This window comes from Prauserella salsuginis (assembly GCF_024648885.1).
Taxonomy (GTDB): domain Bacteria; phylum Actinomycetota; class Actinomycetes; order Mycobacteriales; family Pseudonocardiaceae; genus Prauserella; species Prauserella salsuginis.
In genome coordinates this window covers 664,034-690,055 of record NZ_JANBBF010000010.1, presented here as the reverse complement: position 1 = coordinate 690,055, position 26,022 = coordinate 664,034, and the positions used below count along the sequence as shown (strand labels likewise).

General features: G+C 71.4%; 17 protein-coding genes and 1 pseudogene. 10 read left to right on the top strand and 8 right to left on the bottom strand.

The window, feature by feature from the left end:
* Positions 1-47: 47 nt before the first annotated feature.
* A complete protein-coding gene (locus tag LY40_RS14355; protein WP_258937131.1) occupies positions 48-986 on the top strand; it encodes an ABC transporter ATP-binding protein in 939 nt (312 codons plus the stop codon).
* Between the two features lie 22 nt (positions 987-1,008).
* Here LY40_RS14355 and LY40_RS14350 read toward each other — a convergent pair whose 3' ends face one another.
* On the bottom strand, positions 1,009-5,145 hold the full coding sequence (locus LY40_RS14350; RefSeq protein WP_258937130.1) for a sensor histidine kinase: 4,137 nt from the start codon (positions 5,143-5,145) through the stop codon (positions 1,009-1,011).
* A 189-nt stretch (positions 5,146-5,334) separates the two neighbouring features.
* Between LY40_RS14350 and LY40_RS14345 the strand changes: the two genes are divergently transcribed.
* The 3 genes from LY40_RS14345 to LY40_RS14335 all read left to right on the top strand — a co-directional run bounded on the left by LY40_RS14345 (position 5,335) and on the right by LY40_RS14335 (position 8,922).
* On the top strand, positions 5,335-6,981 hold the full coding sequence (locus tag LY40_RS14345) for a DNA repair helicase XPB (protein ID WP_183782633.1): 1,647 nt from the start codon (positions 5,335-5,337) through the stop codon (positions 6,979-6,981).
* Positions 6,982-7,113: 132 nt separating this feature from the next.
* Complete coding sequence (locus LY40_RS14340) at positions 7,114-7,902, top strand: DUF4253 domain-containing protein (RefSeq protein WP_258937129.1); 789 nt, start codon at positions 7,114-7,116, stop codon at positions 7,900-7,902.
* A 117-nt stretch (positions 7,903-8,019) separates the two neighbouring features.
* The gene (locus LY40_RS14335; protein WP_258937218.1) at positions 8,020-8,922 is read left to right on the top strand and encodes a DUF72 domain-containing protein; all 903 of its coding nucleotides are present in this window, start codon (positions 8,020-8,022) and stop codon (positions 8,920-8,922) included.
* Positions 8,923-9,017: 95 nt separating this feature from the next.
* Here the strand turns inward: LY40_RS14335 and LY40_RS14330 are convergent, their stop codons facing one another.
* On the bottom strand, positions 9,018-9,596 hold the full coding sequence (locus tag LY40_RS14330; RefSeq protein ID WP_183782627.1) for a type 1 glutamine amidotransferase domain-containing protein: 579 nt from the start codon (positions 9,594-9,596) through the stop codon (positions 9,018-9,020).
* A 76-nt stretch (positions 9,597-9,672) separates the two neighbouring features.
* On the opposite strand from LY40_RS14330, the gene LY40_RS14325 reads away from it, so the two are divergent.
* A complete protein-coding gene (locus LY40_RS14325; RefSeq protein ID WP_258937128.1) occupies positions 9,673-10,638 on the top strand; it encodes an o-succinylbenzoate synthase in 966 nt (321 codons plus the stop codon).
* 187 nt (positions 10,639-10,825) lie between these two features.
* On the opposite strand, the gene LY40_RS14320 is transcribed toward LY40_RS14325, so the two are convergent.
* Together LY40_RS14320 and groL are read right to left on the bottom strand one after the other, a co-directional pair.
* Positions 10,826-13,210 carry a xanthine dehydrogenase family protein molybdopterin-binding subunit gene (locus LY40_RS14320; RefSeq protein WP_183782622.1) on the bottom strand — a complete coding sequence of 795 codons (2,385 nt, stop codon included), beginning with the start codon at positions 13,208-13,210 and terminating at the stop codon, positions 10,826-10,828.
* Between the two features lie 196 nt (positions 13,211-13,406).
* Positions 13,407-15,041, bottom strand: a complete 1,635-nt coding sequence (gene groL, locus LY40_RS14315; protein ID WP_183782620.1) for a chaperonin GroEL — start codon at positions 15,039-15,041, stop codon at positions 13,407-13,409.
* Positions 15,042-15,393: 352 nt separating this feature from the next.
* Here groL and LY40_RS14310 point away from each other — a divergent pair, with 352 nt between their 5' ends.
* Positions 15,394-16,371 carry an NAD-dependent epimerase/dehydratase family protein gene (locus LY40_RS14310; RefSeq protein WP_258937127.1) on the top strand — a complete coding sequence of 326 codons (978 nt, stop codon included), beginning with the start codon at positions 15,394-15,396 and terminating at the stop codon, positions 16,369-16,371.
* Positions 16,372-17,595: 1,224 nt separating this feature from the next.
* Here the strand turns inward: LY40_RS14310 and LY40_RS26140 are convergent.
* From LY40_RS26140 to LY40_RS14290, 4 genes and pseudogenes are all read right to left on the bottom strand, one after another.
* Positions 17,596-18,498: pseudogene (locus LY40_RS26140) on the bottom strand (serine/threonine-protein kinase); the annotation flags it as partial.
* Positions 18,499-18,647: 149 nt separating this feature from the next.
* Positions 18,648-18,854: a cold-shock protein gene (locus tag LY40_RS14300; protein ID WP_030532335.1), complete on the bottom strand. Its 207-nt coding sequence runs from the start codon at positions 18,852-18,854 to the stop codon at positions 18,648-18,650.
* 249 nt (positions 18,855-19,103) lie between these two features.
* Entirely contained in the window at positions 19,104-19,697 is a 594-nt protein-coding gene (locus LY40_RS14295) for an AIM24 family protein (RefSeq protein WP_183782614.1), read from the bottom strand.
* Between the two features lie 2 nt (positions 19,698-19,699).
* On the bottom strand, positions 19,700-20,377 hold the full coding sequence (locus LY40_RS14290; protein ID WP_183782612.1) for a TIGR00266 family protein: 678 nt from the start codon (positions 20,375-20,377) through the stop codon (positions 19,700-19,702).
* 95 nt (positions 20,378-20,472) lie between these two features.
* On the opposite strand from LY40_RS14290, the gene moeA reads away from it, so the two are divergent.
* From moeA to LY40_RS14270, 4 genes are all read left to right on the top strand, one after another.
* Complete coding sequence (gene moeA, locus LY40_RS14285) at positions 20,473-21,678, top strand: molybdopterin molybdotransferase MoeA (protein ID WP_258937125.1); 1,206 nt, start codon at positions 20,473-20,475, stop codon at positions 21,676-21,678.
* 104 nt (positions 21,679-21,782) lie between these two features.
* On the top strand, positions 21,783-22,529 hold the full coding sequence (locus LY40_RS14280; protein WP_258937124.1) for a phosphatidylserine decarboxylase: 747 nt from the start codon (positions 21,783-21,785) through the stop codon (positions 22,527-22,529).
* A 6-nt stretch (positions 22,530-22,535) separates the two neighbouring features.
* The gene (gene pssA, locus LY40_RS14275) at positions 22,536-23,519 is read left to right on the top strand and encodes a CDP-diacylglycerol--serine O-phosphatidyltransferase (RefSeq protein WP_183782606.1); all 984 of its coding nucleotides are present in this window, start codon (positions 22,536-22,538) and stop codon (positions 23,517-23,519) included.
* 163 nt (positions 23,520-23,682) lie between these two features.
* Entirely contained in the window at positions 23,683-26,007 is a 2,325-nt protein-coding gene (locus tag LY40_RS14270) for an AAA family ATPase (protein ID WP_258937123.1), read from the top strand.
* Positions 26,008-26,022 lie beyond the last annotated feature (15 nt).

Below are 26,022 nucleotides of genomic sequence, written 5' to 3'. Positions count from 1 at the left end.
GTCCGTCCCGTGACACCGACCTGTGACGCGCCCGTAGGAGGCTGACCGTGTCGACCATGCTCGAGGTTTCCGGCCTCACCCACCAGTACGGCCGGGGTGAGCGCGCGCACGTCGCCGTGCGGGACCTGACGTTCACCATCGAGGCCGGGCAGCTGGCGTGCATCGTCGGCCCGTCCGGCTGCGGCAAGTCCACCCTGCTGCGCTGCATCTCCGGGCTCATCCCCGCGACGGGGGGTTCGGTCCGGCTGCACGGCGACGAGGTGTCGGGCGTGCCGGACGACCTCGCCGTCGTGTTCCAGGACTACAGCCGCTCGCTGTTCCCGTGGCTGACCGTGGCGAAGAACGTCGAGTTCCCGTTGCGGTGGCAGCAGGTGTCGAAGGCCGACCGGCGGCGCCGCGCCGCCGAGGTCCTCGAATCGGTGGGCCTGGCCGGAGTGGGCAAGAAGTACCCGTGGCAGCTCTCCGGCGGCATGCAGCAGCGCGTGTCGATCGCGCGAGCGCTGGTGAGCAGGCCCGCGCTGCTGCTGATGGACGAACCGTTCGCGTCGGTGGACGCGCAGACCCGCGGTGAGCTGGAAGACCTCACCCGCCGCGTCCAGCGCGATCTGGGCAGCACGATTCTGCTGGTCACACACGACATCGACGAGAGCGTCTACCTCGCCGACCGGGTACTGGTGCTGTCGAAGTCCCCCGCGGCGATCGTCGCGGACCTGACCATCGACCTGCCCGCCGAACGCGATCAGATCACCACCCGCGAGTCCGAGCAGTTCGTCTCGCTGCGTGGCGAAGTGGCCCGCTTGTTGCAGAGTCCGCAGGTGCAGCGCACCGGCGAGACCGCGCCAGAGACCCCGGCGACCGCCGGTTCGGACGCCGCACACGGTGCGGCTTCGGCCGACGCTGCCGATTCGGCGACCACGGACTCGGCGAAGGCGGCGGCAGCGGAGGCGGTCGAGTCGCCCGACGAGACGGCCGCATCGCGGAGCTGACCGCGACGAGGGCCCCGCCCACTCAGCGGCTGCGGGCGTGCCTGGCGCGGGCGGTTGCCCGCTGCAGTCCCGACATGCGTTCGCGGATCGCCTCCGGGGACCGGTCGATGAACGACGGTTGCCGCCGCTGCCTGCCACCGTCGGTTTCGTGGCCGTTGCGGGGATCTGCCTCGGCGCCGTCGTCGGCGGAACCGGAGGGCTCGGAACCGCCCGACGAGGAGCCACCGGGCGGCGGGGGCTGCGTGCCGTTACGGCCGGCACGACCACTCTGTTCGGGGCCGCTGTGTTCGGGGCCGCTGTGTTGGGGACCGCTGTACTCGGGGCCGGGACGGCCGGCTGCCGAGTGGTTGCGCACCGAACCGTTGCGCTCCGAACCGTTGCGCTCCGCATCGTCGCCCGCCGGACGGACGCCCTCGGAGCCGTGATCGCCCGAGCCAGTGCCGCGCGGGTGCCACCCGAGGCCGTCGGAACCGTTACGGCCTGCCTGCCCGGCCGCGGAGCCGTCCCACTCAGCGCCGTCCCACTCAGCGCCGTCCCACTCAGCGCCGTCCCACTCAGCGCCGTCCCGCTCGGAGCCGTCGGGCTCGGAGCCGTCGGGCACGGCCCGTTCCGGTTCGGCACCCGGTTCGGCACCGCCCTGTTCGGCACCACCCTGTTCGGCCGAGTCGACCTGCCAGTCCTGGGGATCCGCGCCGGGTTCGAACCATCGCGTCATGAGCCCCCGGTAAACCGCCATCCGGTCGGTGGGCGCATCATCGCCGAGCACAGCCTCGGCCGAGGTGCCGGGCGCGGGCAGGGGATCCGCGCGGGGCGGAGGCTGCGGTGCAGGCGGCGCATCGGGTTGATCACCGTCCCGCATGGGCCAGGTGGGTCCCGGGCCCCACGCCGAGACATCGGTCTGCTCGGCGGGTTCGAGCTCCGGTTCGCGTCGCAGCCGCGACGCACGCCCGGGGGCCGGGCCACCGGTGGCGTTCGTGGCCGGGGTCTCACGGGCTCCGGCGACGGGCCCACCGGACTCGGTCGCAGCCGGGACGTCGTCGTTCGCCGAGGCGGCCGCAGCACCGTCGGGTGCAGCGCCGTCAGGTGCAGCGCCGTCGGGTGCAGCGCCGTCGGGTGCGGCAGCGTCCGCGGGTACACCGGGTTCGACTTCCTGGTCCGCATCGGGAGAATCGACAGTCGGCACGGGTGCCGTCAGCCCATCCGTGATCTCGGTCATCGATTCCGGGGCCGGCGGCCGGGCCGCCGAGGCGACATCCGGCTCGTCGTCCCAATCCGCCTCACGCGTGCCGAACGCCGTTGCCCGCCCGGTTTCGGCACTACCGGGCACGCGGGGGATCTCCTCGGTGAGCGATTCGTCGGCAGCGGGCACCGCGCCGGGACGCCGCACCGGCCGTCGCAGCGGTGCGGGCTGCTCGGAGCTCCCGCCGCCGTCTCCGGAGCCGGATTCCGGCCCCGTGCCGTGAGCGCCCGCGCCCTGCGGCTGTTCGTGCCGCGCGTGCCGTTCGTGCTGGGCCGGTGCCTGCTGTGCGTGCCCGTGCTGCGTCAGGGTGTGCTCGTATCCGGTGCCCTCGGCCGTGTCGGTCCCCGAGTCGGCGGCTTCGGCCCGCCCCGCATGGTCGGCGACGTCCGTTCCCTCTGGCTCGCCGGTGTCCTCGGCGAGGAGCTCCGACACCGCGGGCCTCCGCCGTGGCAGCACCGGCGCAGGGTCCGCCGAGGCAGCCTCCGCCGTCACCTCGGGCTGCGCGGTCACCTCGGGCTGCGCGGTCACCTCGGGCTGCGCGGTCACCTCGGGCTGCGCGGTGGCCGCGAGCTCCGCCGTGATGTCTGGCTCCGCCGTGGTGTCGGGCTCCGCCGTGACCTCGGGCTCTGCTGTGACGTCCGGGCCGGCGAGTGGCTCGGGCTCGGGCACACGGGCCGGTCTCCCGAAGGTTCCTGCATCGGCATACGGATCGGCGAACAACTCGGCGACCGGCTCCCGCGGGGGTCCGCCCCCCGATGTCCGCCTGCTCACCGGGGCACTCGCCGGGCCGTCCACGGGCTCGTCCGCCGCGGCCAGGGGCTCGGACGGCTCGGGTTCGGCGGGCAGCGCGGTCGCAGGCCGACGCTGCGGCTCCGGCCGGAACACGATCGACGACGGCCCGTCCTGCTGTCCCTGCTGTTCCCCCGTCGTCGCCTCCTCGAGCGCGACCGGCGATTCCTGAGGCGACGAATCGGCCTGCCGCACGAGCGCAGCGGGCACGACGACCGTCGCGGTGAGGCCCATCAGGTCCGCGGCCGACAACCACACGCGGATGTCGTGCTGCCTGGCCAGCCGCGCGACCACGTACAGCCCCATCCGCCTGGACACCTCGACGTCGACGTCGGGAACCTCGGCCAGCCGCATGTTCGCCCGGTGGATCTCCGTCTCGGGCATGCCCGCACCGCGGTCGGTGATGTCGATCCGCCACTCGCCGTCCTGGGTGACCGCGCTGACGACCGACACGGACGAGTCGTCGGGCGAATAGTCGGTGGCGTTCTCGAACAGCTCGGAGATCACGTGCACCAGGTCGCCGACGATCTCGCCGCGGACCCCGATCTGCGGCGTCGCCGCGACGTTGATGCGCTGGTAGTGCTCGACCTCCGACAGCGCGGCGCCGATGATCTCCTCGGCCGCGACGGCGCCGGGCAACGGCCTGCCGACGTCCTGTCCGGCCAGCACGAGCAGGTTCTCGCTGTTGCGGCGCATACGCGTGGCGAGGTGATCGAGCTCGAACAGCCCGCCGAGGACGTCGGGGTCCTGTTCGTGTTCCTCCATGCGGTCGAGCACCGTGAGCTGCCGCTCGACGAGGTCCTGGCTGCGGCGCGAGAGGTTGACGAACATCGAGTTGACGTTCTCCCGCAGCATGGCCTGCTCACCCGCGAGCCGCACGGCCTGGCCGTGGACGGCGTCGAAGGCCCGTGCGACCTGGCCGAGCTCCTCCCTGCTGTACACGCGGACGGGTTCGACGGACCGGCGGTGTGCGTCCTCCGGCCGTGGATCCGGGTCGGCCAGGATGCCCTTGACCGCCTCGGGCAGCCGGTAGTGGGCCACGTCGAGGGCGCTGTTGCGCAACGTGCGCAGGGGGCGCAGCAGTGATCGCGTGATGGCCACCGCCAGCAGCCCCGCCAGCAGCAGCACCCCGAGGATCACGGCGCCGTCGATCAGCGCGTCCGACCGGGCCTCCGAGGCCAGCGCCGCCGACCTGTCACGCACGTCGTCCCGCAGCGCGTCCTCGGCGCGTTTCGCCGCGTCGACGACCTGGGTGGACTGCCGGTCCCACGTGGCCGGGTCGGCCGAGAGGTCGCCGTTCAGCACCGCGGTGACGGTGGCCGACGTGGCCTCGACACGCGGGTTCAACTCCTCGTCGAGCGACCGCCGCTGGGCAGGGGTCGCGAACTTCGCGTGGTTGCTTCTGGCTTCCGCGACCTGCACATCCGCACCGGCGAGTGCGCGCACCAAGGCCGGCGGCGCCGCCCCCGAGGCGAGCGCCTCACCGACGAGCGCCCTCCGGATCGACAGCGCGTCCTTCACCCGTGCGACCGAGCCCGCGGCCAGGTACGTACGCGCGAGTTCGCGGTCCGGCGTGTCGACCGCGGCCTGGCCGCCCATGTCGAGCAGCCCGGCCACACGGTCGTTGTAGGCGCCCAGCACCTGCCCCGCGGGCTGTGCCGAATGCTGCCCCGCGTAGCGCACCCCGGCCAGTCCTTCGAGCCCGCGCTCCCACTCCCGGAAGTCCCCGACCGCCTCGTCGGGCAGTTCCGGCCGGGCGGCGGTGAGCGTCTTCTCGAACTCGCCCCGCGCGGTGTCGACCCGTTCGCGTTGCCGGAGCACCTCGACGGGCCTGCCCTGCCGTCCACCGGCGACGTAGCGCACGGTCAGGTCTCGTTCACGCTGCAGCTCGTGGACCAGATTCGCCACCGTGTCGTCGACACGGACGCGCTCCGTCGCCGCGGCGTAGTCATCGGCCTCGGAGAGATTCGACTCGACCCGCAGTCCCGCGAAACCCAACATCGCCAGGACAGGCACCAGGAGGGCGGCGAGCAGGCGAGTCCTCAGCCGCCAGTTGCGTAGCCGCCAGCGTCCGCCCGACCGCTGGATGTCCGCCGCTTCGTCCCGGGGGGCCTGGCTGCGACGGGGCAACGGACTTCCTTCATGTCAACGCGAAAGGCACATCGAATCGTAGCCACTGCAGCCGATCTTGATCCACACCGGCAGTGGCCGACATTACGCCCGGCGATGGTATTGCCCCGACCCGTCAAGCTCCAGTATGAGGCCACCCTGCCCACCGGACGGCCCAACCTCCCACGCAGGGAACGTATAAAGGGAGGCGTGAGTGATGGCCCCCTGATCGTCCAGTCCGACAAGACCGTGCTGCTCGAGGTCGACCACGACCGGGCGGGCGACGCGCGGATCGCGATCGCACCGTTCGCCGAGCTGGAACGCGCACCCGAACACGTGCACACCTACCGCATCACCCCGCTCGCGCTGTGGAACGCGCGCGCCGCAGGGCACGATGCCGAGCAGGTGGTCGACGCGCTCACCACCTACTCCCGTTTCCCCGTCCCGCAGCCGCTGCTGATCGACATCGTCGACACGATGGGCCGGTTCGGCAGGCTGCAGATCCACAACCACCCGGCACACGGCCTGGTGATGACCACCACCGACCGCGCCGTGCTCGCCGAGGTCCAGCGCAGCAAGAAGATCAAGCCGATGCTGGGCGTGACCGTCGACGAGGACACCGTGGCGGTCCACCCGTCCGAGCGCGGCAGGCTCAAGCAGGCGCTGCTGAAGGTGGGCTGGCCCGCCGAGGACCTCGCGGGCTACGTCGACGGCGAGGCGCATCCGATCGCGCTGGACGAGAGCGACTGGTCGCTGCGCGAGTACCAGCGGCAGGCTGCCGACTCGTTCTGGGCGGGCGGCTCCGGCGTGGTCGTCCTGCCGTGCGGTGCGGGAAAGACGCTGGTCGGCGCGGCCGCGATGGCCCAGGCGCAGGCCACGACGCTGATCCTGGTCACCAACACGGTCGCGGGCAGGCAGTGGAAGCGCGAGCTCGTCGCGCGGACGTCGCTGACCGAGGACGAGATCGGCGAGTACTCCGGCGAGAAGAAGGAGATCCGCCCGGTCACGATCGCGACCTACCAGGTCATCACGCGTAAGTCGAAGGGCGAGTACAAGCATCTCGAACTGTTCGACTCCCGCGACTGGGGTCTCGTCGTCTACGACGAGGTGCACCTGCTGCCGGCACCCGTGTTCCGGATGACCGCCGACCTGCAGTCCCGCCGCCGCCTCGGGCTCACCGCGACGCTGGTGCGCGAGGACGGCCGCGAGGGTGACGTGTTCTCGCTGATCGGGCCCAAGCGGTTCGACGTGCCGTGGCGTGACATCGAGGCCCAGGGGTGGATCGCGCCCGCCGACTGCATCGAGGTCCGCGTGACGCTCACCGAGGGCGAACGGCTGGCGTACGCCACGGCCGACGCGGAGGAGCGCTACCGGCTCGCCTCGACGGCGCACACGAAGACGGCCGTCATCAAGAACATCGTCGAGGCGCACGAGGACCAGCCGACGCTGGTCATCGGTGCCTACCTGGACCAGCTGGAGGAACTCGGCGAGGCGATCGACGCCCCGGTCATCCAGGGTTCGACGAAGAACAAGGAACGCGAGGCCCTGTTCGACCGGTTCCGGCGCGGTGAGATCACGAAGCTCGTGGTGTCGAAGGTCGCGAACTTCTCGATCGACCTGCCCGAGGCGTCGGTGGCCATCCAGGTGTCGGGCACGTTCGGCTCCAGGCAGGAGGAGGCGCAGCGGCTCGGCCGGTTGCTGCGCCCGAAGGAGGACGGCAGGCAGGCGCACTTCTACTCGGTGGTCGCACGCGACACGGTCGACACGGACTACGCCGCGCACCGCCAGCGTTTCCTGGCCGAACAGGGCTACGCCTACCGCATCATCGACTCCGACGACCTGCTGCGCCCGCTGTAGACCGGCGCGGGAGTTCCGCCGGAGTGGCTATCGGCCACGCCGCCCCGTTCGATCATCCGTTCGAGTGACGTAACGACGAGCGGTCCGGTGTTCGCGCCGGAACTGTCGGGGTGTCGAACTAGCGTTCGGGTCATGTTCACATCGACGACCACGAACCGGACCGACGACAGCGCCGGTGCCCGCACCGACGGCCGCGGCGACAGCCTCACCCTGCCGCCCGGGCGCATGCACCAGGCGCTGTGGGTGTCCGACGACCCGATCACCGACCCCGCGCTGTACCTGGCCTGCGTGGCGGCATTCCCGCGCACCGGTCGCTGGCCAGTGCTGATCCCCCGCGACCCGCGGTTCGAGGCGGCGGGACAGGACTGGATCGACGACCGGCCCTGGAACACGCCCACCGACGACCACATCGGCCACGACCACCCCGGGGACGTGCTCCGCTCCTGGTGGCGCGGGCCGTGCTGCGACGGCACGTGCCTGGAACCGTTCGGCGCCGAGTTCCCCGGGCTGGCGCGGCGGTCGCCGCGCAAGTCGGATCCGCTGGCCGAGGCGGGCAACACCGGATCCCGTCTCGTCGCGGGCGGGAACTACCGGCTCGGCATCGCCGAAGCGGAGCGGCCCGCCGACGTGCCGGCCGTGCTCGGCTGGCAGGGCATGTTCCGCACCACCGACCGCGCCGAGCTGGTGTCGACGGTGCTGCGCAGCTGGGAGGACCGGTTCGGCGCGACCCTGATCCGCCTCGGCTACGACGAGCTCACCCTGTCGGTCGCCGCGCCACCGAAGACCCGCCACCGCGCAGAGCTGCTCGCGGCCGAGCACCGCGCCTTCTGCCTCGACCAGTTCACCGCCCAGCCCGGCACGCTGCGTACCGTCGCCGGCGGCCTTGTCGGTGAGCGGCTGTGGTCGTTCTGGTGGCAGTGAGGCCCGCGATGGCAGCCTGGAGATATGTGCGCCGCTGCTCACGGCAACCCCGGCCGGACCGGCACGCCGCGATCCGGTACGACACCACGCGCCGCGACGCGAACCACTGCAGTACGGATCGGCACGTCGGGCTGGGTCTATCCGCCCTGGCGGGGGACGTTCTACCCGCGGGGGCTGCCGCAGCGCCGCGAACTCGAGTACCTGGCCAACCGGCTGAGTACCGTCGAGATCAACGGCTCGTTCTACTCGCTCCAACGGCCCGAGCGGTATCGCGCATGGTTCGAGCAGGTGCCCGACGACTTCGTGTTCGCGGTGAAGGGCGGCCGGTTCATCACGCACATGAAGCGATTGCGCGAGGTCACCGAACCGCTCGCGAATTTCTTCGCCTCGGGGGTGACAGCGCTCGAGCACAAACTGGGCCCTGTGCTGTGGCAGCTGCCGCCGACGCTGCAGTTCGACGCGGACCTGCTGGCCGAGTTCTTCGAACACCTCCCGCGCAGCACGGACGCGGCGGCACGGCTGGCGCGCGACCACAACACCGTGCGCTTCGAGCCGCACACGACCGTGCGGGAGGACCGGCCGCTCCGCCACGCACTGGAGGTCCGCCACCCCAGCTTCGCGACGACCGAAGCCGTGGAGCTGCTGCGCCGACACCGGATCGGCCTTGTCGTCGCCGACGCCGCGGGCGAATGGCCCCAGCTGGAGGACGTCACGGCGGATTTCGTCTACGTACGGCTGCACGGCTGGCAGCAGCTGTACGCGGGCGGCTATCCCGAGGCGGAGCTGGCCGCGTGGGCCGACAAGGTGCTGGCGTGGCGCTCGGGGAAGTCGCCGCGCACGGACCGTACGGTCGCGCGGGCCGCACCGCGGAAGGTCCGCGACGTGTTCGTCTACTTCGACAACGACGAGAAGGTGAAGGCGCCCGGCGACGCGATCGACCTGGCCCGCAGGACGGGTTCCGAGATCACGCCACCGGACGCCGACGACACCGGGTCGTCCGAACCTCCAGACGCCGGATAGGCGGACACCGTGCTCGCAGAGACCTAGCTCGCGGAGACCGGGCTCGCGGAGACCGGGCATCCGGCCACCGGAACCGGCGTCCCGGCGCGCCGCCGTCAGGCCGGTGCGGCGTGCGAATGTTCGGCCTGCTGCGCCAGCTGTTCGACCAGTTGCTCGCAGAACGCGGGCAGGTCATCCGGGTTGCGGCTCGTCACGATTCCGCCGTCGACCACGACCTGTTCGTCGACCCACTCGGCGCCGGCGTTGCGCAGGTCCGTCTGCAGACTCGGATACGACGTCAGCCGCCTGCCCCTGAGCACGCCGGCCTCGATGAGAGTCCATGGCGCGTGGCAGATCGCCGCGACGGGCTTGCCCGCATCGACGAACGCGCCGACGAACCTGACCGAGGCCGGGTCAGTGCGGAGCAGATCCGGGTTCGCGACGCCGCCGGGCAGCACGAGGCCGAGGTAATCGTCCACCGACGCCTCCGAGACCGCTTTGTCGGCCCGGAACACGTCCGCCTTGTCGAGATGGTTGAAGGCCTGCACGTCGCCGTACTCGAACGAGATCAGCTCGGGCAGACCCTCGGCGTCCTGCACCGCCTTCCACGGCCTGGTCAACTCGACCTGTTCGACGCCTTCGGGCGCGACCAGGAAGGCCACTCGACGGCCACTGAGCCTGCCGGTCACAGTCACCACTCCTCTCGTGTCGGTTCGATTCGCGCGTACCCGGCGCGGGTGCCCTGCGAAACGCACGCGGACAATGACACCTGTGAGGGACAGGACGATCGACGTCGACGTGGCAGGTGTGTTCGCGCTCCCCCTGCGGAACCGGTTCCGCAGGATCACCGTGCGCGAGGGCGTGCTGCTGCGCGGCCCCGCCGGCTGGGGCGAGTTCAGCCCGTTCCGTGACTACGACGACGCCGAGTCGGTGCCGTGGTTCGCGGCGGCGATCGAGGCGAGCCACGAGGGCTGGCCGGAACCGGTGCGCGATGCGGTCGAGGTCAACACGACGGTGCCCGTGGTCCCACCCGAACGGGCCCACGACCTGGTGTCCGCGTCGGGCTGTCGCACGGCGAAGGTGAAGGTCGCCGATCCGCGGTCGTCCCTCGCCGACGACTGCGCCCGGGTGGAGGCGGTCCGCACCGCGCTGGGCCCCGGAGGCGCGATCCGCGTCGACGCGAACGCGGCCTGGGACGTCGACACCGCAGTCGCCGCGCTACGAGAGTTGGACCGCGCGGCAGGTGGACTGGAGTACGCCGAACAGCCGTGCGCCTCGGTGGCCGAACTGGCCGACGTCCGGCGGAGGGTCGACGTTCGGATCGCAGCGGACGAGTCGATCCGGCGAGCCGAGGATCCGCTGCGGGTGGCCGTGGCCGGTGCAGCCGACGTGGCGGTGCTGAAAACCGCTCCGCTGGGTGGCGTGCGCAGGGCGCTCGACGTCGCCGAGTCGTGCGGCCTGCCGTGCGTGGTGTCGTCGGCCGTCGACAGCAGCGTCGGTCTCGCCGCGGGGCTCGCACTCGCCGGAGCTCTACCCGAGCTCGACTTCGCCTGCGGGCTCGGTACCGCCAGTCTGCTCACCGCCGACGTGACGAGCACCCCGCTGTCCGCTGTGGACGGCTTCCTCCCCGTTCCGCACACCGCCCCGGAGCCGGACCTGCTGGCCGACCATGCGGCGGACCCGGACACCACGCAGTGGTGGCGCGACCGGATCCGCAGGGTCGAGGCAACCGGCTGAACCGCTTCGCTGCGGGGTTGTCTTCCGGTACGGCGGCCGCCTCGCAGCGCAACCGCCCCATACGGCAACCTCCCCGCACGGCAGCCGCTCCTCAACCTCTCCGCGCGGCAACCTCTCCGCACGGCAGCCGCTCCTCACGGCAGCCGCTCCTCGCGGAGACTGTCTCGCGCAGCGCGAGTCAGCCTCGTCAGACGGCCGCCTCGTCGGCGTGCGGGTTGGAGCCGGCGTCACGGACGGGCACCGTGGCGAACGCCGCGGGCGGGTCACGCCACGGATCCGCGGGCCTACCGTCCTGTGCCTCACGAATCGCCTGCCATACCCGCTGCGGGGTGAGCGGCATGTCGATGTGCCGCACACCGAGGTGCCGCACGGCATCGACCACGGCGTTCTGCACGGCCGGGGTCGCCCCGATCGTCGCCGACTCACCGATGCCCTTGGCACCCAGCGGGTTCAGGGGCGAATCGGTCTCCGTGTTCGACGCTTCGAGCATCGGCACCTCCATCGCCGACGGCACCAGGTAGTCGGCGAGCGTGCCGGTGGAGGGATTGCCGTCCTCGTCGTAGGTGTAGTGCTCCCACAGCGCCTGCGAGATGCCCTGCACCGCACCGCCGTGCTGCTGACCACGCACGAGCAGCGGGTTTAGCACCCTGCCGCAGTCGTCGACCGCGATGTGCCGGATCGGCGTGACCTTTCCGGTCTCCGTGTCGACCTCGACCACGGACACGTGCGCGCCGAACGGGAACGTCGCACCGCCCGGCGTGAAATCGGTGTCGGCGGCAAGCCTGCTTCCGCTCTCCGCCGCATACGCGGCGAGTTCCGCCCAGCCGATCCTCGCGCTCGGCACACCGAGCACACCCAGGTCCCCGTCGCCGGTCACCTCGATGTCCTCGACGGCGGCCTCGAGCTTCGTCGCAGCCAGTTCCTTGGCCTTCGCGACCAGCCGCTCGCTGGCCTCACGCACCGCACTGCCGCCGATCTGCAACGACCGCGAACCGCCCGTACCGCCGCCCCGCGGGACCTGCGCCGTGTCGGACTGGACGAAGTCGATCCGCTCGAGCGGAATACCGAGTGCGTCCGAAGCGAGCATCGAGAACGACGTCGGGTGTCCCTGGCCGTGCCCAGAGGTGCCGACCTTGATCGTCGCGCGCCCCTCGTCGCTCATCTCGACCTCGGCGAACTCGCCGTCGCCGCCACCGCCGGTGATCTCGACGTACGTACTCACGCCGACACCGAGCAGCGTCGTCTCACCAGCGTCGATGCGCTGTCGCTGTTCCTTCCGCAACTCGTCGTAGTCGGCGATCTGCAGTGCCTCGCGCAACGGCAGGTCGTAATCGCCCGAGTCGTACTTCGCCCCGACGAGTGTCCGGTACGGGAACTGGTCGGGCTGCAGGAAGTTCTTGCGGCGCAGTTCGACCGGGTCCATGCCCAGTTCGGCGGCGCCGACATCGATGATCCGCTCGAGCATGGCCGCCGCCTCCGGCCTGCCCGCGCCGCGGAACGCCCCGGTCGGAGTCGTGTTCGTCAGCACCGCGATCGCCCCGAAGCTGATCTTCGGGATGCGGTACACGCCCTGCGACATCAGGCGCGTCGGGCCGAGCGCGAAGCCACCGCCGAAGCCGGCGTAGGCACCGCAGTCACCGAGGACGTCACAGTGCAGCCCGGTGATCGTGCCGTCGGACTTCAGCCCCAGCTCGGCGTACTGCACCTGCGCACGGCTCTGCGGCATCGCCTGCATGTTCTCCGAGCGGGTCTCGACCCACTTCACCGGCCTGCCGAGCCGCTGCACCGCCGCGACGACCACCTGGTGTTCGGCGATCATGCCGACCTTGCCGCCGAACGCACCGCCGACGTGCGGGGTCACGAGGTGGATCCGGTCGGCGTCCACACGGAGCTGTTTCGCCGCGACCTGCCACAGCGCGTGCGGCATCTGCGTCGACACGTGGATCGTCAGGTCGTAGTCGCCGCCGAGATATCCGCCGCCCGGTTCGACGGCGATGGCGTTGCCCTCCATCGGCACGACCGCCACGCGCTGGTTCTCGATCCTGGCGCGCGCCACGACGTCGGCGTCGGCCAGAATCTCCGCTCCGACCTGGTCGCGCTCGCCCGCCGCGATGTTGGTGCCGAGCTCCGGGAACTGCAGCGGCGCATCGTCGGCGAGCGCCTCCTCCGGGTCGGCCACCACTGGAAGCGGCTCGTAGTCGACGTCGACGAGCTCCACGGCGTCGGCTGCAGCCGCGCGGGTCTCCGCCACGACAGCGGCGACCGCGTCGCCGACGAACCGCACCCGGTCGGTCGCCAGCGGGGTGCGCACGCAGTCGGAATTGACGACCATCAGCTGCCGCACCGGCGGCAGGTCGAGATCGGCGGCCGTGTACACGGCCAGCACGCCGTCGGCCTGCTCCGCTTCGGTCTTGTCGATGCCCGTGATCTCGGCATGAGCGAACGGCGAGCGCACGAACGCGACGTGCGCGGCGCCCGGGATCGGCAGGTTGTCGACGTAGGTGGCTTCTCCGCGGAGCAGTTCGGGGTCCTCGACCCGCCGCACCTCGGTTCCGAGCACAGATCCAGGCATGTGACCGACACTAACCGCGTGGCGTTGATCATGCCTAGGGATACGGCTCCGGTAACGTGCCCATCCCCCGAACAGCGGAAGCAACAGGTCACGGCGCCGCGGTGCCGGACACCCGACGAGAGCCGCCGGGGGTGCACATACAACGAGCCCCGGGGCACTGGGTGCTCCCGGGGCTCGTCGTGGCTTCAGGCCTGAATCACATCATGCCTTCCATGCCGCCCATGCCGCCCGTGGGGTCGGCACCGGCGCCGGCGTTCTTCTCCGGCTTGTCCGCGACCACGGCCTCCGTGGTCAGGAACAGGCCGGCGATCGAAGCGGCGTTCTGCAGCGCGGAACGGGTGACCTTCGCCGGGTCGAGCACGCCGGCGGCGATGAGGTCCTCGTACTCGCCCGTGGCGGCGTTGAGGCCCTGGCCCTGCGGCAGGCCCTTGACCTTCTCCACCACGACGCCGCCCTCGAGACCGCTGTTGACGGCGATCTGCTTGAGCGGGCCCTCGACGGCGACCTTCACGATGTTCGCACCGGTCGCCTCGTCGCCCTCGAGCTTGAGGCCGTCGAAGGCAGCCTTGGACGCCTGCAGCAGAGCGACGCCACCACCGGCGACGATGCCCTCCTCGACGGCGGCCTTGGCGTTGCGCACCGCGTCCTCGATGCGGTGCTTGCGCTCCTTGAGCTCGACCTCCGTGGCGGCACCGGCCTTGATGACGGCAACGCCGCCGGCCAGCTTCGCCAGGCGCTCCTGCAGCTTCTCGCGGTCGTAGTCGGAGTCGCTGTTCTCGATCTCGGCGCGGATCTGGTTGACCCGGCCCTGGATCTGCTCCGCGTCGCCGACGCCGTCGACGATCGTGGTCTCGTCCTTGGTGACGACGACCTTGCGGGCCTGGCCCAGCAGCGAGATGTCGGCGTTCTCGAGCTTGAGGCCGACGTCCTCGCTGATGACCTGACCGCCGGTGAGGACGGCCATGTCCTGCAGCATCGCCTTGCGGCGGTCACCGAAGCCCGGGGCCTTGACGGCGACGGACTTGAAGGTGCCGCGGATCTTGTTGACGACCAGCGTGGCCAGGGCCTCGCCCTCGACGTCCTCGGCGATGATCAGCAGCGGCTTGTTGGTCTGCATGACCTTCTCGAGCAGCTGGACCATGTCCTTGATGTTCGAGATCTTCGATCCGAACAGCAGGATGTACGGGTCCTCGAGCACGGCTTCCTGACGCTCGGCGTCGGTGGCCATGTAGCCCGAGACATAGCCCTTGTCGAAGCGCATACCCTCGGTGAGCTCGAGCTCGAGGCCGAAGGTGTTGGACTCCTCGACGGTGACGACGCCTTCCTTGCCGACCTTGTCGAGCGCCTCGGCGATCAGCTCACCGATCGTGCGGTCGGCGGCCGAGATCGAGGCGGTGGCAGCGATCTGCTCCTTGGTCTCGACCTCGTGAGCGGCCTTGTGCAGCTGCTCGGTGACGGCCTCGACGGCCTGCTCGATGCCCTTCTTGAGGGCGATCGGGTCGGCGCCGGCGGCGACGTTGCGCAGGCCTTCCTTCACGAGGGCCTGGGCGAGCACGGTGGCGGTCGTGGTGCCGTCACCCGCGACGTCGTCGGTCTTCTTGGCGACTTCCTTGACGAGTTCGGCCCCGATCTTCTCCCACGGGTCCTCGAGCTCGATCTCCTTCGCGATCGAGACACCGTCGTTGGTGATCGTCGGCGCGCCCCACTTCTTTTCGAGCACGACGTTGCGGCCACGCGGGCCGAGAGTCACCTTGACGGCCTCGGCGAGGGTGTTGAGCCCGCGCTCGAGTCCGCGGCGGGCGTCCTCGTCGAACGCAATCAGTTTGGCCATTGGGGTGTGGTCCTCCGGTAATCGGACACGTCACAGGCCAGGCTCGGTGCCCGCGACGGACGACCAGCCCGGGATCTCCCGGACGTGGCCTCACCGTCCCGACCTTCAGGTACCGGTCGGCGACCGGTTACCTAGCACTCGACGGTGCCGAGTGCCAATCTCGTGTTTAGCACTCTCCGGGTGAGAGTGCAAGAAAGGGGTCCCCCGACACGGCCGCGCGGCCGTGCTCCCAACAGCGCGCGACCATGCCCCGAAGGTGCCCTTCGGGGCGTCCGAACCGAGCCTCTCGAGATCGTGGGATCCACCCGAAACAGATTGACACGGGCGTACCAGAACAGCTTCGATCGCAGGCATGGAGCGATACCTGGTCACCGGCAGCGCGGGCCACCTCGGTGAAGCCGTCGTGCGCACACTCCGCGAACGCGGCGACGACGTCGTCGGCCTCGACATCCTCGACTCGCCTTTCACGACCGTCACCGGGTCGATCACCGACCGCGACGTCGTACGGCGCGCCCTCGACGGGGTCACCCGCGTCGTCCACACCGCGACTCTGCACAAGCCGCACGTGGGCTCGCACTCCCGGCAGGACTTCGTCGACATCAACGTCACCGGAACCCTGACCGTCCTCGAGGAGTCGGCCGCGGCGGGCGTACGGAACGTGGTCTTCACCAGCAGCACGAGCGCGTTCGGCCGCGCCCTCACTCCCGCCCCCGGCGAGCCGGCCGCGTGGATCACCGAGGACGTCCGCCCCGTGGTGCGCAACATCTACGGCGCCACGAAGATCGCAGCCGAGGACCTGTGCGAACTGCTCTCCCGTGACCTGCGCCTGCCGGTGGTCGTCCTGCGCACGTCACGGTTCTTTCCCGAAGGCGACGACAGGGACGACGTTCGCAACGCTTTCGACGACACGAACCTCAAGGTCAACGAGTACGCCTACCGGCGAGTCGACCTCGAAGACGTCGTCGAGGCCCACCTGCTCGCCGCCCACCACACCCCCGAGGCGTGGTTCGACCGGTTCGTCATCAGCGCCACGACGCCGTTCACCCGCGACGACGCCGCCGAACTCGCCACCGACGCCCCTGCCGTGTTCGCCCGCGTACTGCCGGACCTGGCCGCCCGGTACGAGGAGTGGGGCTGGCGAATGCTGCCCGCGCTCGACCGTGTCTACTCCAACGAACGCGCGCTCACGACGCTCGGCTGGCGGCCGCGTTACGACATCCGCGCCGCAGCCGAACTGGCCCGCACCACCGGCGCGGTACGCAGCCCGATGGCACACGCGGTCGGTGCGAAGGGGTACCACTCGGAACCGACCGGCGTGTACACGACCTGAACCGTCCCGGCACTCAGTGCTGCAGGCACCCAGCCGACCCGGTGCCGCAGGCACCCAGTCGACCCAGTGCCGCAGGCACCCAGCCAGCTCGGTGCCGCAGGCACCCGGCCGGCTCGATCGGGCGTGGGCTCAGTTCTCCGGTTCCACCGGGATCGACTTCGGCACCGTCCGCCCCTGCGAGGAATCACCGGTCGGTGCGGACTGCGATCCACCGGGGCCGACCGGGATCTCCGGCACCGAGCTCGACGTGCCCGGATCGCCGCCGGGCTCGCCCCCGCCCTCGGGCTCGTCGTCCCCGCCGGTCAGCAGGAGGATCGTCACGACGACACCGGCGATCACGACGACGGCCAGCCCCGCCCAGAGCCACCACTTACCGCCGCTCTTGCCACCGCTCGGCCCGCCTGGGCCGCCCGGTCCACCCGGACCGCCGGGACCGCCGGGGCCGCCGGGACCGCCCGGTGGCGGGAAGCCTCCCGGAGGCGGACCACCCGCGGGCATTCCGGGCGGCGGCGTGCCGAATCCGGGCTGGCCTCCCTGCGGCGGCCTTCCCAGTCCGGGCGGCGGGGTCTGCGCGGGATTCCCCGGCGGCGGAGTCCCGTACGGCGGCTGCCCGGGCCCGTGCGGACCCTGCCCACCGGGCGGGCCCTGTGGCCCCGGACCACCAGGGCCACCCGACTGGCCAGGCCCGCCCGAGCCCGGCCTGCCTCCCTGCGGCCCGTACGGACCGGGCTGTCCCGGCTGTCCCGGCTGTCCCGGCTGTCCCGGCTGTCCCGGCTGTCCCGGCTGTCCCGGCTGTCCCGGCTGTCCCGGCTGTCCCGGCTGTTGAGGATGCACGAGGCCTCCCTCTCCCTGTCGCGACGACGCGTCCCGTCGCGACGCTGCATGCTGCTGCGACGCCGTACCGTCCTGCCGCTGCGCCGTGTCCCGCTGCGCCGTGTCCCACTGCGCAGTGCCTCGCTGCGCAGTGTCGTCCTGCCCTGGCGTGTCGCCTCGCCGTGGCGTCGTGTCTTCCTGCTGCGACGTCAGGTGCCGGATGCCGCCGAGTTCCGCCCCGGACGGCGGGGTCGCCGCCTGGCCCGCGGTGACCTGTTCGGTGATCGGTGTCCCCTGCGCTGCGCGGTCACCTGACGAGCCCCCGCTCGCCGCCGCACCGGCCACCGCCGCACCGGCCGCCGCGGCACCACCGGCAACAGCGCCACCCACCACGGCACGACCGGCGATGGCACCGCCCGCCGCGGCGCCGGTACCACCGATGCCTGCGCTTGCGGACCCGTCGCAGGCCAGCGCCTCGTGGGCAGCGGCGATCAGCTCTACGCAACCGGTGTACCGCTCGTCGGGCCGCTTCGCCATGCCCCTGCGCACGACGTCGTCGATGCGATTGCCGAGGCCGGGCACGGCGCGGGAGAGGGACGGCGGTTCACGGTTGAGGTGGCCCGCGATGACGGTCTGCACGTCGCCCGTGAACGGCGGCCTGCCCGCGAGGCACGAGTAGAGCATGCACGCGAGCGCGTACTGGTCGGTGCGACCGTCGAGCGGTTCGCCGCGGAGGTGTTCGGGCGCCGCATAGGTGGGCGAGCCGAGGAAGTCGCCGCCGCGGGACGCCCGCGTGGCGGCGCCACGTTCGGTGAGGCCGAAGTCGGCGAGGTAGACGTGTTCGAGCTGATCGCGCGCCCGCTGGCGGCTCGTGACGAGCACGTTGGCCGGTTTGACGTCGAGGTGGACCAGCCCGTCGCGGTGCAGCGTGTCGAGGGCGTCGGCGACCTGATCGAGCAGGCCGATCACGCGCGCCGGGTCCATGGGACCGCCGCCGTCGAGGCCGGCGAGGTCGGCACCGTCGACGTAGCGCATGGCGATGTAGAGCAGCCCTTCGAGCTCGCCGAAGTCGTAGAGCGGCACGATGTTGGCGTGGTCGACCGCCGAGGTGTTGCGCGCCTCGTCGACGAACCGGTCGCGGAACTCCGGGTCGGCGCCGGCCTGCTCACCGATGATCTTCAGGGCGACCCTGCGGCCGAGGCGCACGTCCGTGGCCTCGTAGAGCACGCTCATGCCGCCGCGGCCGAGCACACCGTCGATGCGGTAGTTGCCCAGCTGCCGACCGGTGAGGTCCCCCGACACATCGCCTGACACAGCGCGCAGCCTAGCGGTCGGACCGCTGGTCGGACGCGAAGTGTCGGAAAGCCCCGGTTCACCGCTTCCCTCGGTCGGGAACCGGCGGACCGGGTGCCAACCGCCGCGCGATGCGCCGGAGGAGCCCCGGTCGAGAAGAAAAACGAAAGCTACGAGACCTTCTTGACGTCGGCAGCCTGGCTGCGGCCGTCCCGCCCCGCGGTGATCTCGAACTCCACCCGATCACCCTCGTCGAGGGTGCGGAATCCTTCTGCCTGAATCGCGGAGTAATGCACGAAAACGTCGGGCCCCTCCGGGGACTCGATGAAGCCGTAGCCCTTTTCCGCGTTGAACCATTTGACCGTGCCGACTGCCACGGCGTCCTCCTTGCTGCAAACCGAAAAACGCTCCGAGCACAGCCTGTCTGCGCTCCAAGCGTCGATCACGCTACCGGAATCACGCAGCTGGGCAATGGTCAATTTGCGGTAACGGGTTCGCCGACATCTCGCTGTCCGATGTACGCGGTGAGTGACATCCGGGTAAATCGTGTTCACCCACATAGCCCACAACGGGTGTCGCCGGGCGAAAGAAGGAGTGCGAGAGAGTCTCCGGAAACGCCGTAAGAATCAGCGCCTGGCCTGGACCAGAACGGTACCGGGGCCCGCGAAATCGAGCGCCAGTCCCTGCCCGGTACGCACGGACTGTGGCCCCGCCGGATCGAGCGCCCGCAACCGAACCTGGATCGTGTCCGGATAGGCGACGAGGAACGCGGGCCGTACCGTGATCATCTCGCCGGCGTCGAGATTCAGCAGATCGACGGGGCCCTTCGCGCTCAGCACGAGCGAGCCCACACCGCTGTAGTGCTCGAGGAAGCCGTGATCCCCGCCGAACAGGTGCTGCAGTCCCGGCCACGACTCGTCCCGGCGGATCGACGCGGGACGCGCGAGCACCCGCGGCTCCGGCACCGTCGACACGCACCAGCCGCTGCGCCCGTCGAAACCGAGCGGATAGACGTCACCGGCCGCCTCGGGGGCGAGGTCGACCCAGCCGCCGCCCGCCGGCGCGGTCAGCACGGTCGGCTCACCACGGGCGGGCCGGGACACCGAGACGCCGAAACTGCTCGCCATGATCGCCTTCGCCGGTGCCTGCACGGCCTCGCCGTCGGCGAGCACGATGCGGGCGACACCGAACGTCGGCGTGTGCCGGGTGTGGACCTCCATGCCTACCGCCCCGGCGACTGCTGCCAGACCCACAGCGCCAGCGCCGAGGGATTGCGGGTCTGGGTCATGATCTGTCCGGGGCCCGCGAAGTCGAAGACCAGCCCCTCACCGCTCTTGACGCTCTGCACCATCCCGCCGGAGACCTTGCGCAGCTGCGACTGCACCGTCTCGGCGTAGGCCACGACGTGCCCCGAGTCGATGGTGATCATCTCCCCCGGCTGCAGGTTGACGACCTCGAGCGCGCCGTAGCAGGACACGATCACCGGTCCCTGGCCGGCCGCGTAGGTGAGGAAGCCGCCCTCGCCGCCGAACAGCTGGCTGAACCCGCCCCACTGGGTCTGCAGGTTGACGGTGTGGGCCGAGGCGATCCACGACCCGCGCGTGATGCACCAGCCCACGCGGCCGTCGAGGTTGATCACCTGCAGATCTCCGGGCAGGCTCGCCGCGACGTCGACCCAGCCACCGTTCTGCGGCGCGGTGTAGGTGCTGATGAACATCGACTCGCCGCCGAGCACCGCCCGGCCGAGACCCTTCATGACGCCGCCCTGGGTGGACGCCTGGACCTGCACCCCGTAACTCGTCGCGACCATCGCACCCGCCTCCGCCTGGACGGGCTCGCCCGGGGCGAGCATGATGCGCCCGACCGCGAACGACGGCTGGTGCCGCAGCTGTACCTGCACGAGAACCTCCCCTGAGCGACACGGAACTCCGCCTCCCAGGGGTTCCGAGCGGGGAGAGTCTGACACAGCCACGATCGGCGAGGAGGATGACCGGCGTGATCTCCGTCGACGAACACCGCGCACAGGTGACCGAACTGCTGGGCAAGCGGCCCGCGGTCAGCAGGCCCGTCACCGAGTGCGCCGGACTGGTACTGGCCGAGGACGTCGCGGCACCGGTGTCGCTGCCGCCGTTCGACAACTCCGCGATGGACGGCTACGCCGTGCGCTCCGCCGACGTCGCGGGCGCGAGCGAGGACGCACCCGTCGAACTGGACGTCGGGGTCGACATCCCCGCCGGCCTGACCGACGTCCCCGCGCTTCCGCCCGGCACCGCGCACCGCATCATGACCGGCGCCCCCATGCCCGACGGCGCCGACACCGTGGTGATGGTCGAACGCACCGACGGCGGCACCACCCGCGTGCGGATCCACGCCGAGTCGGCGCCCGGCACCCACGTGCGCCGCGCGGGCGAGGACGTCGCCGCGGGGACCGTCGCGCTCGAGGCCGGCACCGTGTGCGGCCCCGCCCAGCTGGGCCTGGCCTCGGCCGTCGGCAGAGAAACCCTCGCGGTTTTCGTGCCACCGCGGGTCCTGGTGGTGTCGACGGGCACGGAACTGGTGCTGCCCCCTCAGCCGCTCGCCCACGGCCAGATCTACGAGTCCAACAGCGTCATGCTCGGCGGCGCGCTGCGGGCGCTGGGGTGCGAGGTGACCACGGTGCGCAGCGTCGCCGACGACGTCGACAGCTTCCGCGCGGCCATCGAACCGCGGCTCGCCGACGTCGATCTCGTCGTCACCTCCGGCGGTGTCAGCGCGGGCGCCTACGAGGTCGTCAAGGACACCCTGACCGGGGCGGGCGTGACGTTCACGAAGGTCGCCGTGCAACCCGGCGGACCTCAGGGATGCGGCACGTGGGACGGCGTCCCGGTCGTCACGCTGCCCGGCAACCCGGTCAGCGTGCTCGTGTCGTTCGAGGCGTTCCTGCGGCCCGCGATCCTGTCCTCGCTCGGCCATGCCGACCCGGACCGCACCCGGGTACGCGCGCGACTGCTCGAGACGCTCACGTCGCCGCAGGGCAAACGCCAGTTCCGCCGCGGCTACTACTCGCACCCCGACGGCGACGTGACCGGAGTGGTCGGGCCCCGCGGCGGCCCTGCTTCACATCTGCTCGCGGCTCTGTCGCAGGCCAACTGCCTCATCGTGCTCGACGAGGACACCACCGAAGCGCCCGCGGACTCCGAGGTGGACGTGCTGCTGCTGTGACGCGCGCGAGGGCGGACGTGAGGCGGCGACCGGTGCGTTACCCCAGCGGAGTAGCGTGGTCGCGTTCGAGGTTCACCTACGCGAACGGAACAGACGACCGAACCATGGCTTCCGACGGCATACCGGCGTCCACGGCCTCCGCAGCCTCCAAGGCTTCGGCGGCACTCGGCCACGCCGCAGCGATCACCAGGGAAACGCTGCCGCCGATGCACCCGGCCGGCAGACCGTTCGTACTCGGCGGCCTCGCCGCGACGCTCGCGTTGCGCAAGGTGTCGGCGAGCCTCGGCGTCATCGCCGGGCTGGGCACACTCGCCACGGCGGCGTTCTTCCGCGAACCGCACCGGGTGCCGCCGCAGCGCGAGGACCTCGTCGTCGCGGCCGCGGACGGCACCGTGTCGCTGATCTCCGAGGCCGTGCCGCCCGCCGAACTCGGCCTGCCCGACGAGCCGCGCACCCGCGTGAGCGTCTTCCTGTCCATGTTCGACGTCCACGTGCAGCGCATGCCCGTCAGCGGCACCGTGGAGCGGGCCGCCTACCGGCCGGGCACGTTCCTGTCCGCCGACCTCGACAAGGCCAGCGAGGACAACGAGCGCAACTCGCTGCTGCTGCGCACCGACGCGGGCCACGACGTCGTCGTCACCCAGATCGCCGGGCTGGTCGCGCGCCGCATCGTGTGCCAGGTCGCCGAGGGCGAACGGCACGACGTCGGAGCGACCTACGGGCTGATCCGGTTCGGCTCCCGCGTCGACACCTACCTGCCGCCGGGCAGCCGCGTCCTCGTCCGCGAAGGACAGCGCACCGTCGGCGGCGAGACCGTCATCGCCGAAACCGCCCCCGCTGCGAGGGACTGACCCGTGATGTCCCGGACCACTCCCGGCGTCCGGCTGCTGCCGAACGCCATCACCGTGCTCGCGCTGTGCTCGGGGCTTTCCGCCGTGCAGTTCGCCCTGACCGGCGCCTACGTGCTGGCCATCGGCGCCATCGGCGTCGCCGCGATCCTCGACAGCCTCGACGGGCGCATCGCCCGACTGCTCGACGCGTCGTCGAAGATGGGAGCCGAGCTCGACTCGCTGTCCGACGCGATCTCGTTCGGCGTGGCACCCGCCCTGGTGCTGTACGTGTGGCTGCCGGGTGACGCCCGGTTCAGTTGGGTCGTCGCGCTGATCTTCGCCGTATGCATGGTGCTGCGGCTGGCCCGGTTCAACACCCTGCTCGACGAGGACCAACCGCCGTTCGCAGCCGAGTTCTTCGTCGGCGTCCCCGCTCCCGCGGGTGGTCTGACGGCGCTGCTGCCGGTGATCGTCACGCTCGAGTTCGGCACCGGTTGGTGGTCGTCGCAGCCCGTGGTGTGGGTGTGGACGATCGCCACGGCGGCACTGTTGATCAGCCGCATCCCCACGCTGTCGCTGAAGAAGCTGCGCGCACCGGCGAAGGCGGTCGCGCCGCTGCTGGTGGGTGTCGGACTGCTGGCGGCGGCGGTCATCCAGTACCCGCTGATCGCGCTGGCGGCGGCGCTGGTGCTGTACCTGGCTCACATCCCGTACGCGGTGCGCCGCTACCACTGGCTCGCCGCGCACCCCGAGGCATGGGACGTGCCGGGGCGCGAACGCCGTGCCATGCGCAGGGGGTTGCGCGGGCAGCGGCGTCTCGGACTGCGCAAGCCACGACTGCGCCGCGTCGCCGGTGCCGCGCGGCGGGCCGTCCAGCGATCGGACGGCAGTCCCGGCACCGGCACGGCCACGTCACACGTGTCGCGGGTGTACCCGCCCGCCGATCCGGCGCGCACCTCGTCACGGAAACGAGGCTGGCGACGCATCGGGCTCCGCCAACGCGAACGCTGAGCCCGACGGGCCCGGACGGACGCGCTCCGCGCGACAGTGCTCAATCAATTCCCCCAAGGCTCAATCAATTCCCCCAAGGGCGGCACTGACATCGGCGCCGGCCGCCGGACGAGATCGGCGGTCCTCGGCGCGCCCGGTGTCCGTTCCTCATAGAGTGGCGGCTGTGACGTCCTCGGCTCAGATCACGCTCACCGTCCGGCACACCCCGTCCGCGCTCGACTCGCGCCGCGGTGTCGTCCGTATGCACCCCGAAGTGCTCGACGCCCTCGGCTTGCGCGCCTGGGACGCGGTACGGCTCACCGGAGCACGCGCCAGCGCCGCGTTGGCCGCCCCAGCCGACGACGGTGTGCCCGGAGTCGTGCTGGCCGACGACGTGACGATGTCGAACCTCGGCGTCACGGAGGGTTCGGAGGTTGTCGTCGCACCGTGCGATGCGACCGTCGCGCGAACCGTCACCGTGTCCGGGTCCCGGCTCGCCACGATGTCGCTCACCGCCACGACCCTGCGGCAAGCGCTTGCGGGCAAGGTGCTGACCGTCGGCGACGCGGTGTCGCTGCTCCCCCAGGACCTGTCCCCTCCCCCGGGAGCCGACGTCGCCGCGGTCCGCGGCACGCTCTCGCGCACCGTCGGCGCGACGTGGACGACGGAACTGCTCACCGTCACCGCCACCGAACCGGCGACGGGCCCCGTCGTGGTCGGCCAGTCCACGGTCGTCCGCTGGCGCGGCGACGAGACCACGCCTGCCGCCGACACCGTCACCGACGCGGCGGGAACGACGGCACAGTCGCAGGCACAACCGGCACGGTCACAGCCGGCGCAGGCACGGCCGGCGGCCGGGGCCACCCCGGCGGCCGCCGAACCCGAAGTCGCCGAGATCGCCGTCACCGAACCGTCCGACGATGCCGGCATCGTGCCCGTGTCCGAACTCGCGGGACACTCCGCCGCCACCCGCACCCTCGCCGAATGGTTCGACCTCGCCTTCCACCGGCCGGACCTGCTCGCCAAACTCGGCACCTCCGCACGCCTCGGCGTGTTGCTCGCCGGACCGGAAGGCGTCGGCAAGGCGACGCTGGCCCGGTCCGTCGCCCACGCCGAGAAGGTCCGGGTCGTGACCCTCGCCGCGCCGACGCTCGCGGTCCTCGAACCCGACGCCGCACTGAACCGGCTGGCCCAGGCCGTCGACGCCGTCACATCCGGCGACGGTTCCGGTCTCCTACTGCTCACCGACGTCGATGCGCTCCTTCCAGCCCACCAGCAGCCGCCCGTCGCGACCGTGCTGCTCGACCGGATCCGGAACGCTCTCGCCGAACCGGGGTTCGCGCTGGTCGCCACGACGGCACACCCCGAATCGGTCGACCCGCGGCTGCTGGCCGTCGACCTGCTCGATCGCGAGCTCACGCTCGCCCAGCCCGATGCCGGCGTGCGCACCGAACTGCTGCGGATCCTGTTCCGCGACGTCCCCGTGGAATCCGATGTGGATTTCGGGGCGATCGCCGAGCGGACACCGGGCTTCGTCGCAGCCGACCTGCTCGCGCTGCGCCGCGACGCCGCCGTCCGGGGCGCTCTGCGGCAGCGCGACGACAGCGCGAGCGGTGACTCCGGGCCCGCGATCGCGCAACAGGACCTGATCGACGCCCTGTCCTCCGTCCGTCCGATCTCGATGTCCGAATCGGACACGCTGGCCACCGGCGGGCTCACGCTCGACGACGTCGGCGGCATGGGAGAGATCAAGCAGTCGCTCACCGAGGCCGTGCTGTGGCCGCTTCGCTATCCGGACTCGTTCGCGCGCCTCGGCGTCGCACCGCCGCGCGGCCTGATGCTGTACGGACCACCCGGCAACGGCAAGACCTTCCTCGTGCGCGCGCTCGCGGGTGAGGGCGCGCTGAACGTGTTCGCCGTCAAGGGCGCCGAACTGATGGACAAGTTCGTCGGCGAATCGGAACGGTCGGTGCGGGAGCTGTTCCACCGTGCCGCAGAGGCGGCACCCTCGCTGATCTTCCTCGACGAGGTCGACGCGCTGGCACCGCGCCGCGGCCAGGGCAGTGACTCCGGCGTGGCCGACCGCGTCGTCGCCGCGCTGCTGACCGAGCTCGACGGTGTGGAGCCGCTACGTGACGTCGTCGTGGTGGGCGCCACGAACCGGCCCGAACTCGTCGACCCGGCGTTGCTGCGGCCCGGCAGGCTGGAACGGCAGATCTACGTGCCACCGCCCACCGCCGAGGCCCGCGCCGACATCCTGCAGTCGGCCGCCAAGAACACGCCGCTCGCCGACGACGTCGACCTCACCGACGTCGCCGCATCGCTGGAACGCTACTCGGCGGCCGACTGCTCGGCGCTGATCCGCGAAGCGGCACTGACGGCGATGCGCGAATCACTCGAGGCCACGGAGGTCACCGCGGCGCACCTGGACAAGGCCCGTACGGTCGTCCGGCCGTCCCTCGACCCGCAGCAGCTGGCCGACCTGGAGGAATACGCCCGGAACCGGTGACCGCGCCGGGCACCG

Excerpts from the sequence above, each read along its gene's own strand:
- LY40_RS14340 (WP_258937129.1), top strand. The coding sequence starts at position 7,114 with ATGTTCACATCGACGACCACGAACCGGACCGACGACAGCGCCGGTGCC.
- LY40_RS14295 (WP_183782614.1), bottom strand. The coding sequence starts at position 19,697 with ATGGAGGTCCACACCCGGCACACGCCGACGTTCGGTGTCGCCCGCATC.
- LY40_RS14280 (WP_258937124.1), top strand. The coding sequence starts at position 21,783 with ATGGCTTCCGACGGCATACCGGCGTCCACGGCCTCCGCAGCCTCCAAG.
- LY40_RS14310 (WP_258937127.1), top strand. The coding sequence starts at position 15,394 with ATGGAGCGATACCTGGTCACCGGCAGCGCGGGCCACCTCGGTGAAGCC.
- groL (WP_183782620.1), bottom strand. The coding sequence starts at position 15,041 with ATGGCCAAACTGATTGCGTTCGACGAGGACGCCCGCCGCGGACTCGAG.
- pssA (WP_183782606.1), top strand. The coding sequence starts at position 22,536 with ATGTCCCGGACCACTCCCGGCGTCCGGCTGCTGCCGAACGCCATCACC.
- LY40_RS14320 (WP_183782622.1), bottom strand. The coding sequence starts at position 13,210 with ATGCCTGGATCTGTGCTCGGAACCGAGGTGCGGCGGGTCGAGGACCCC.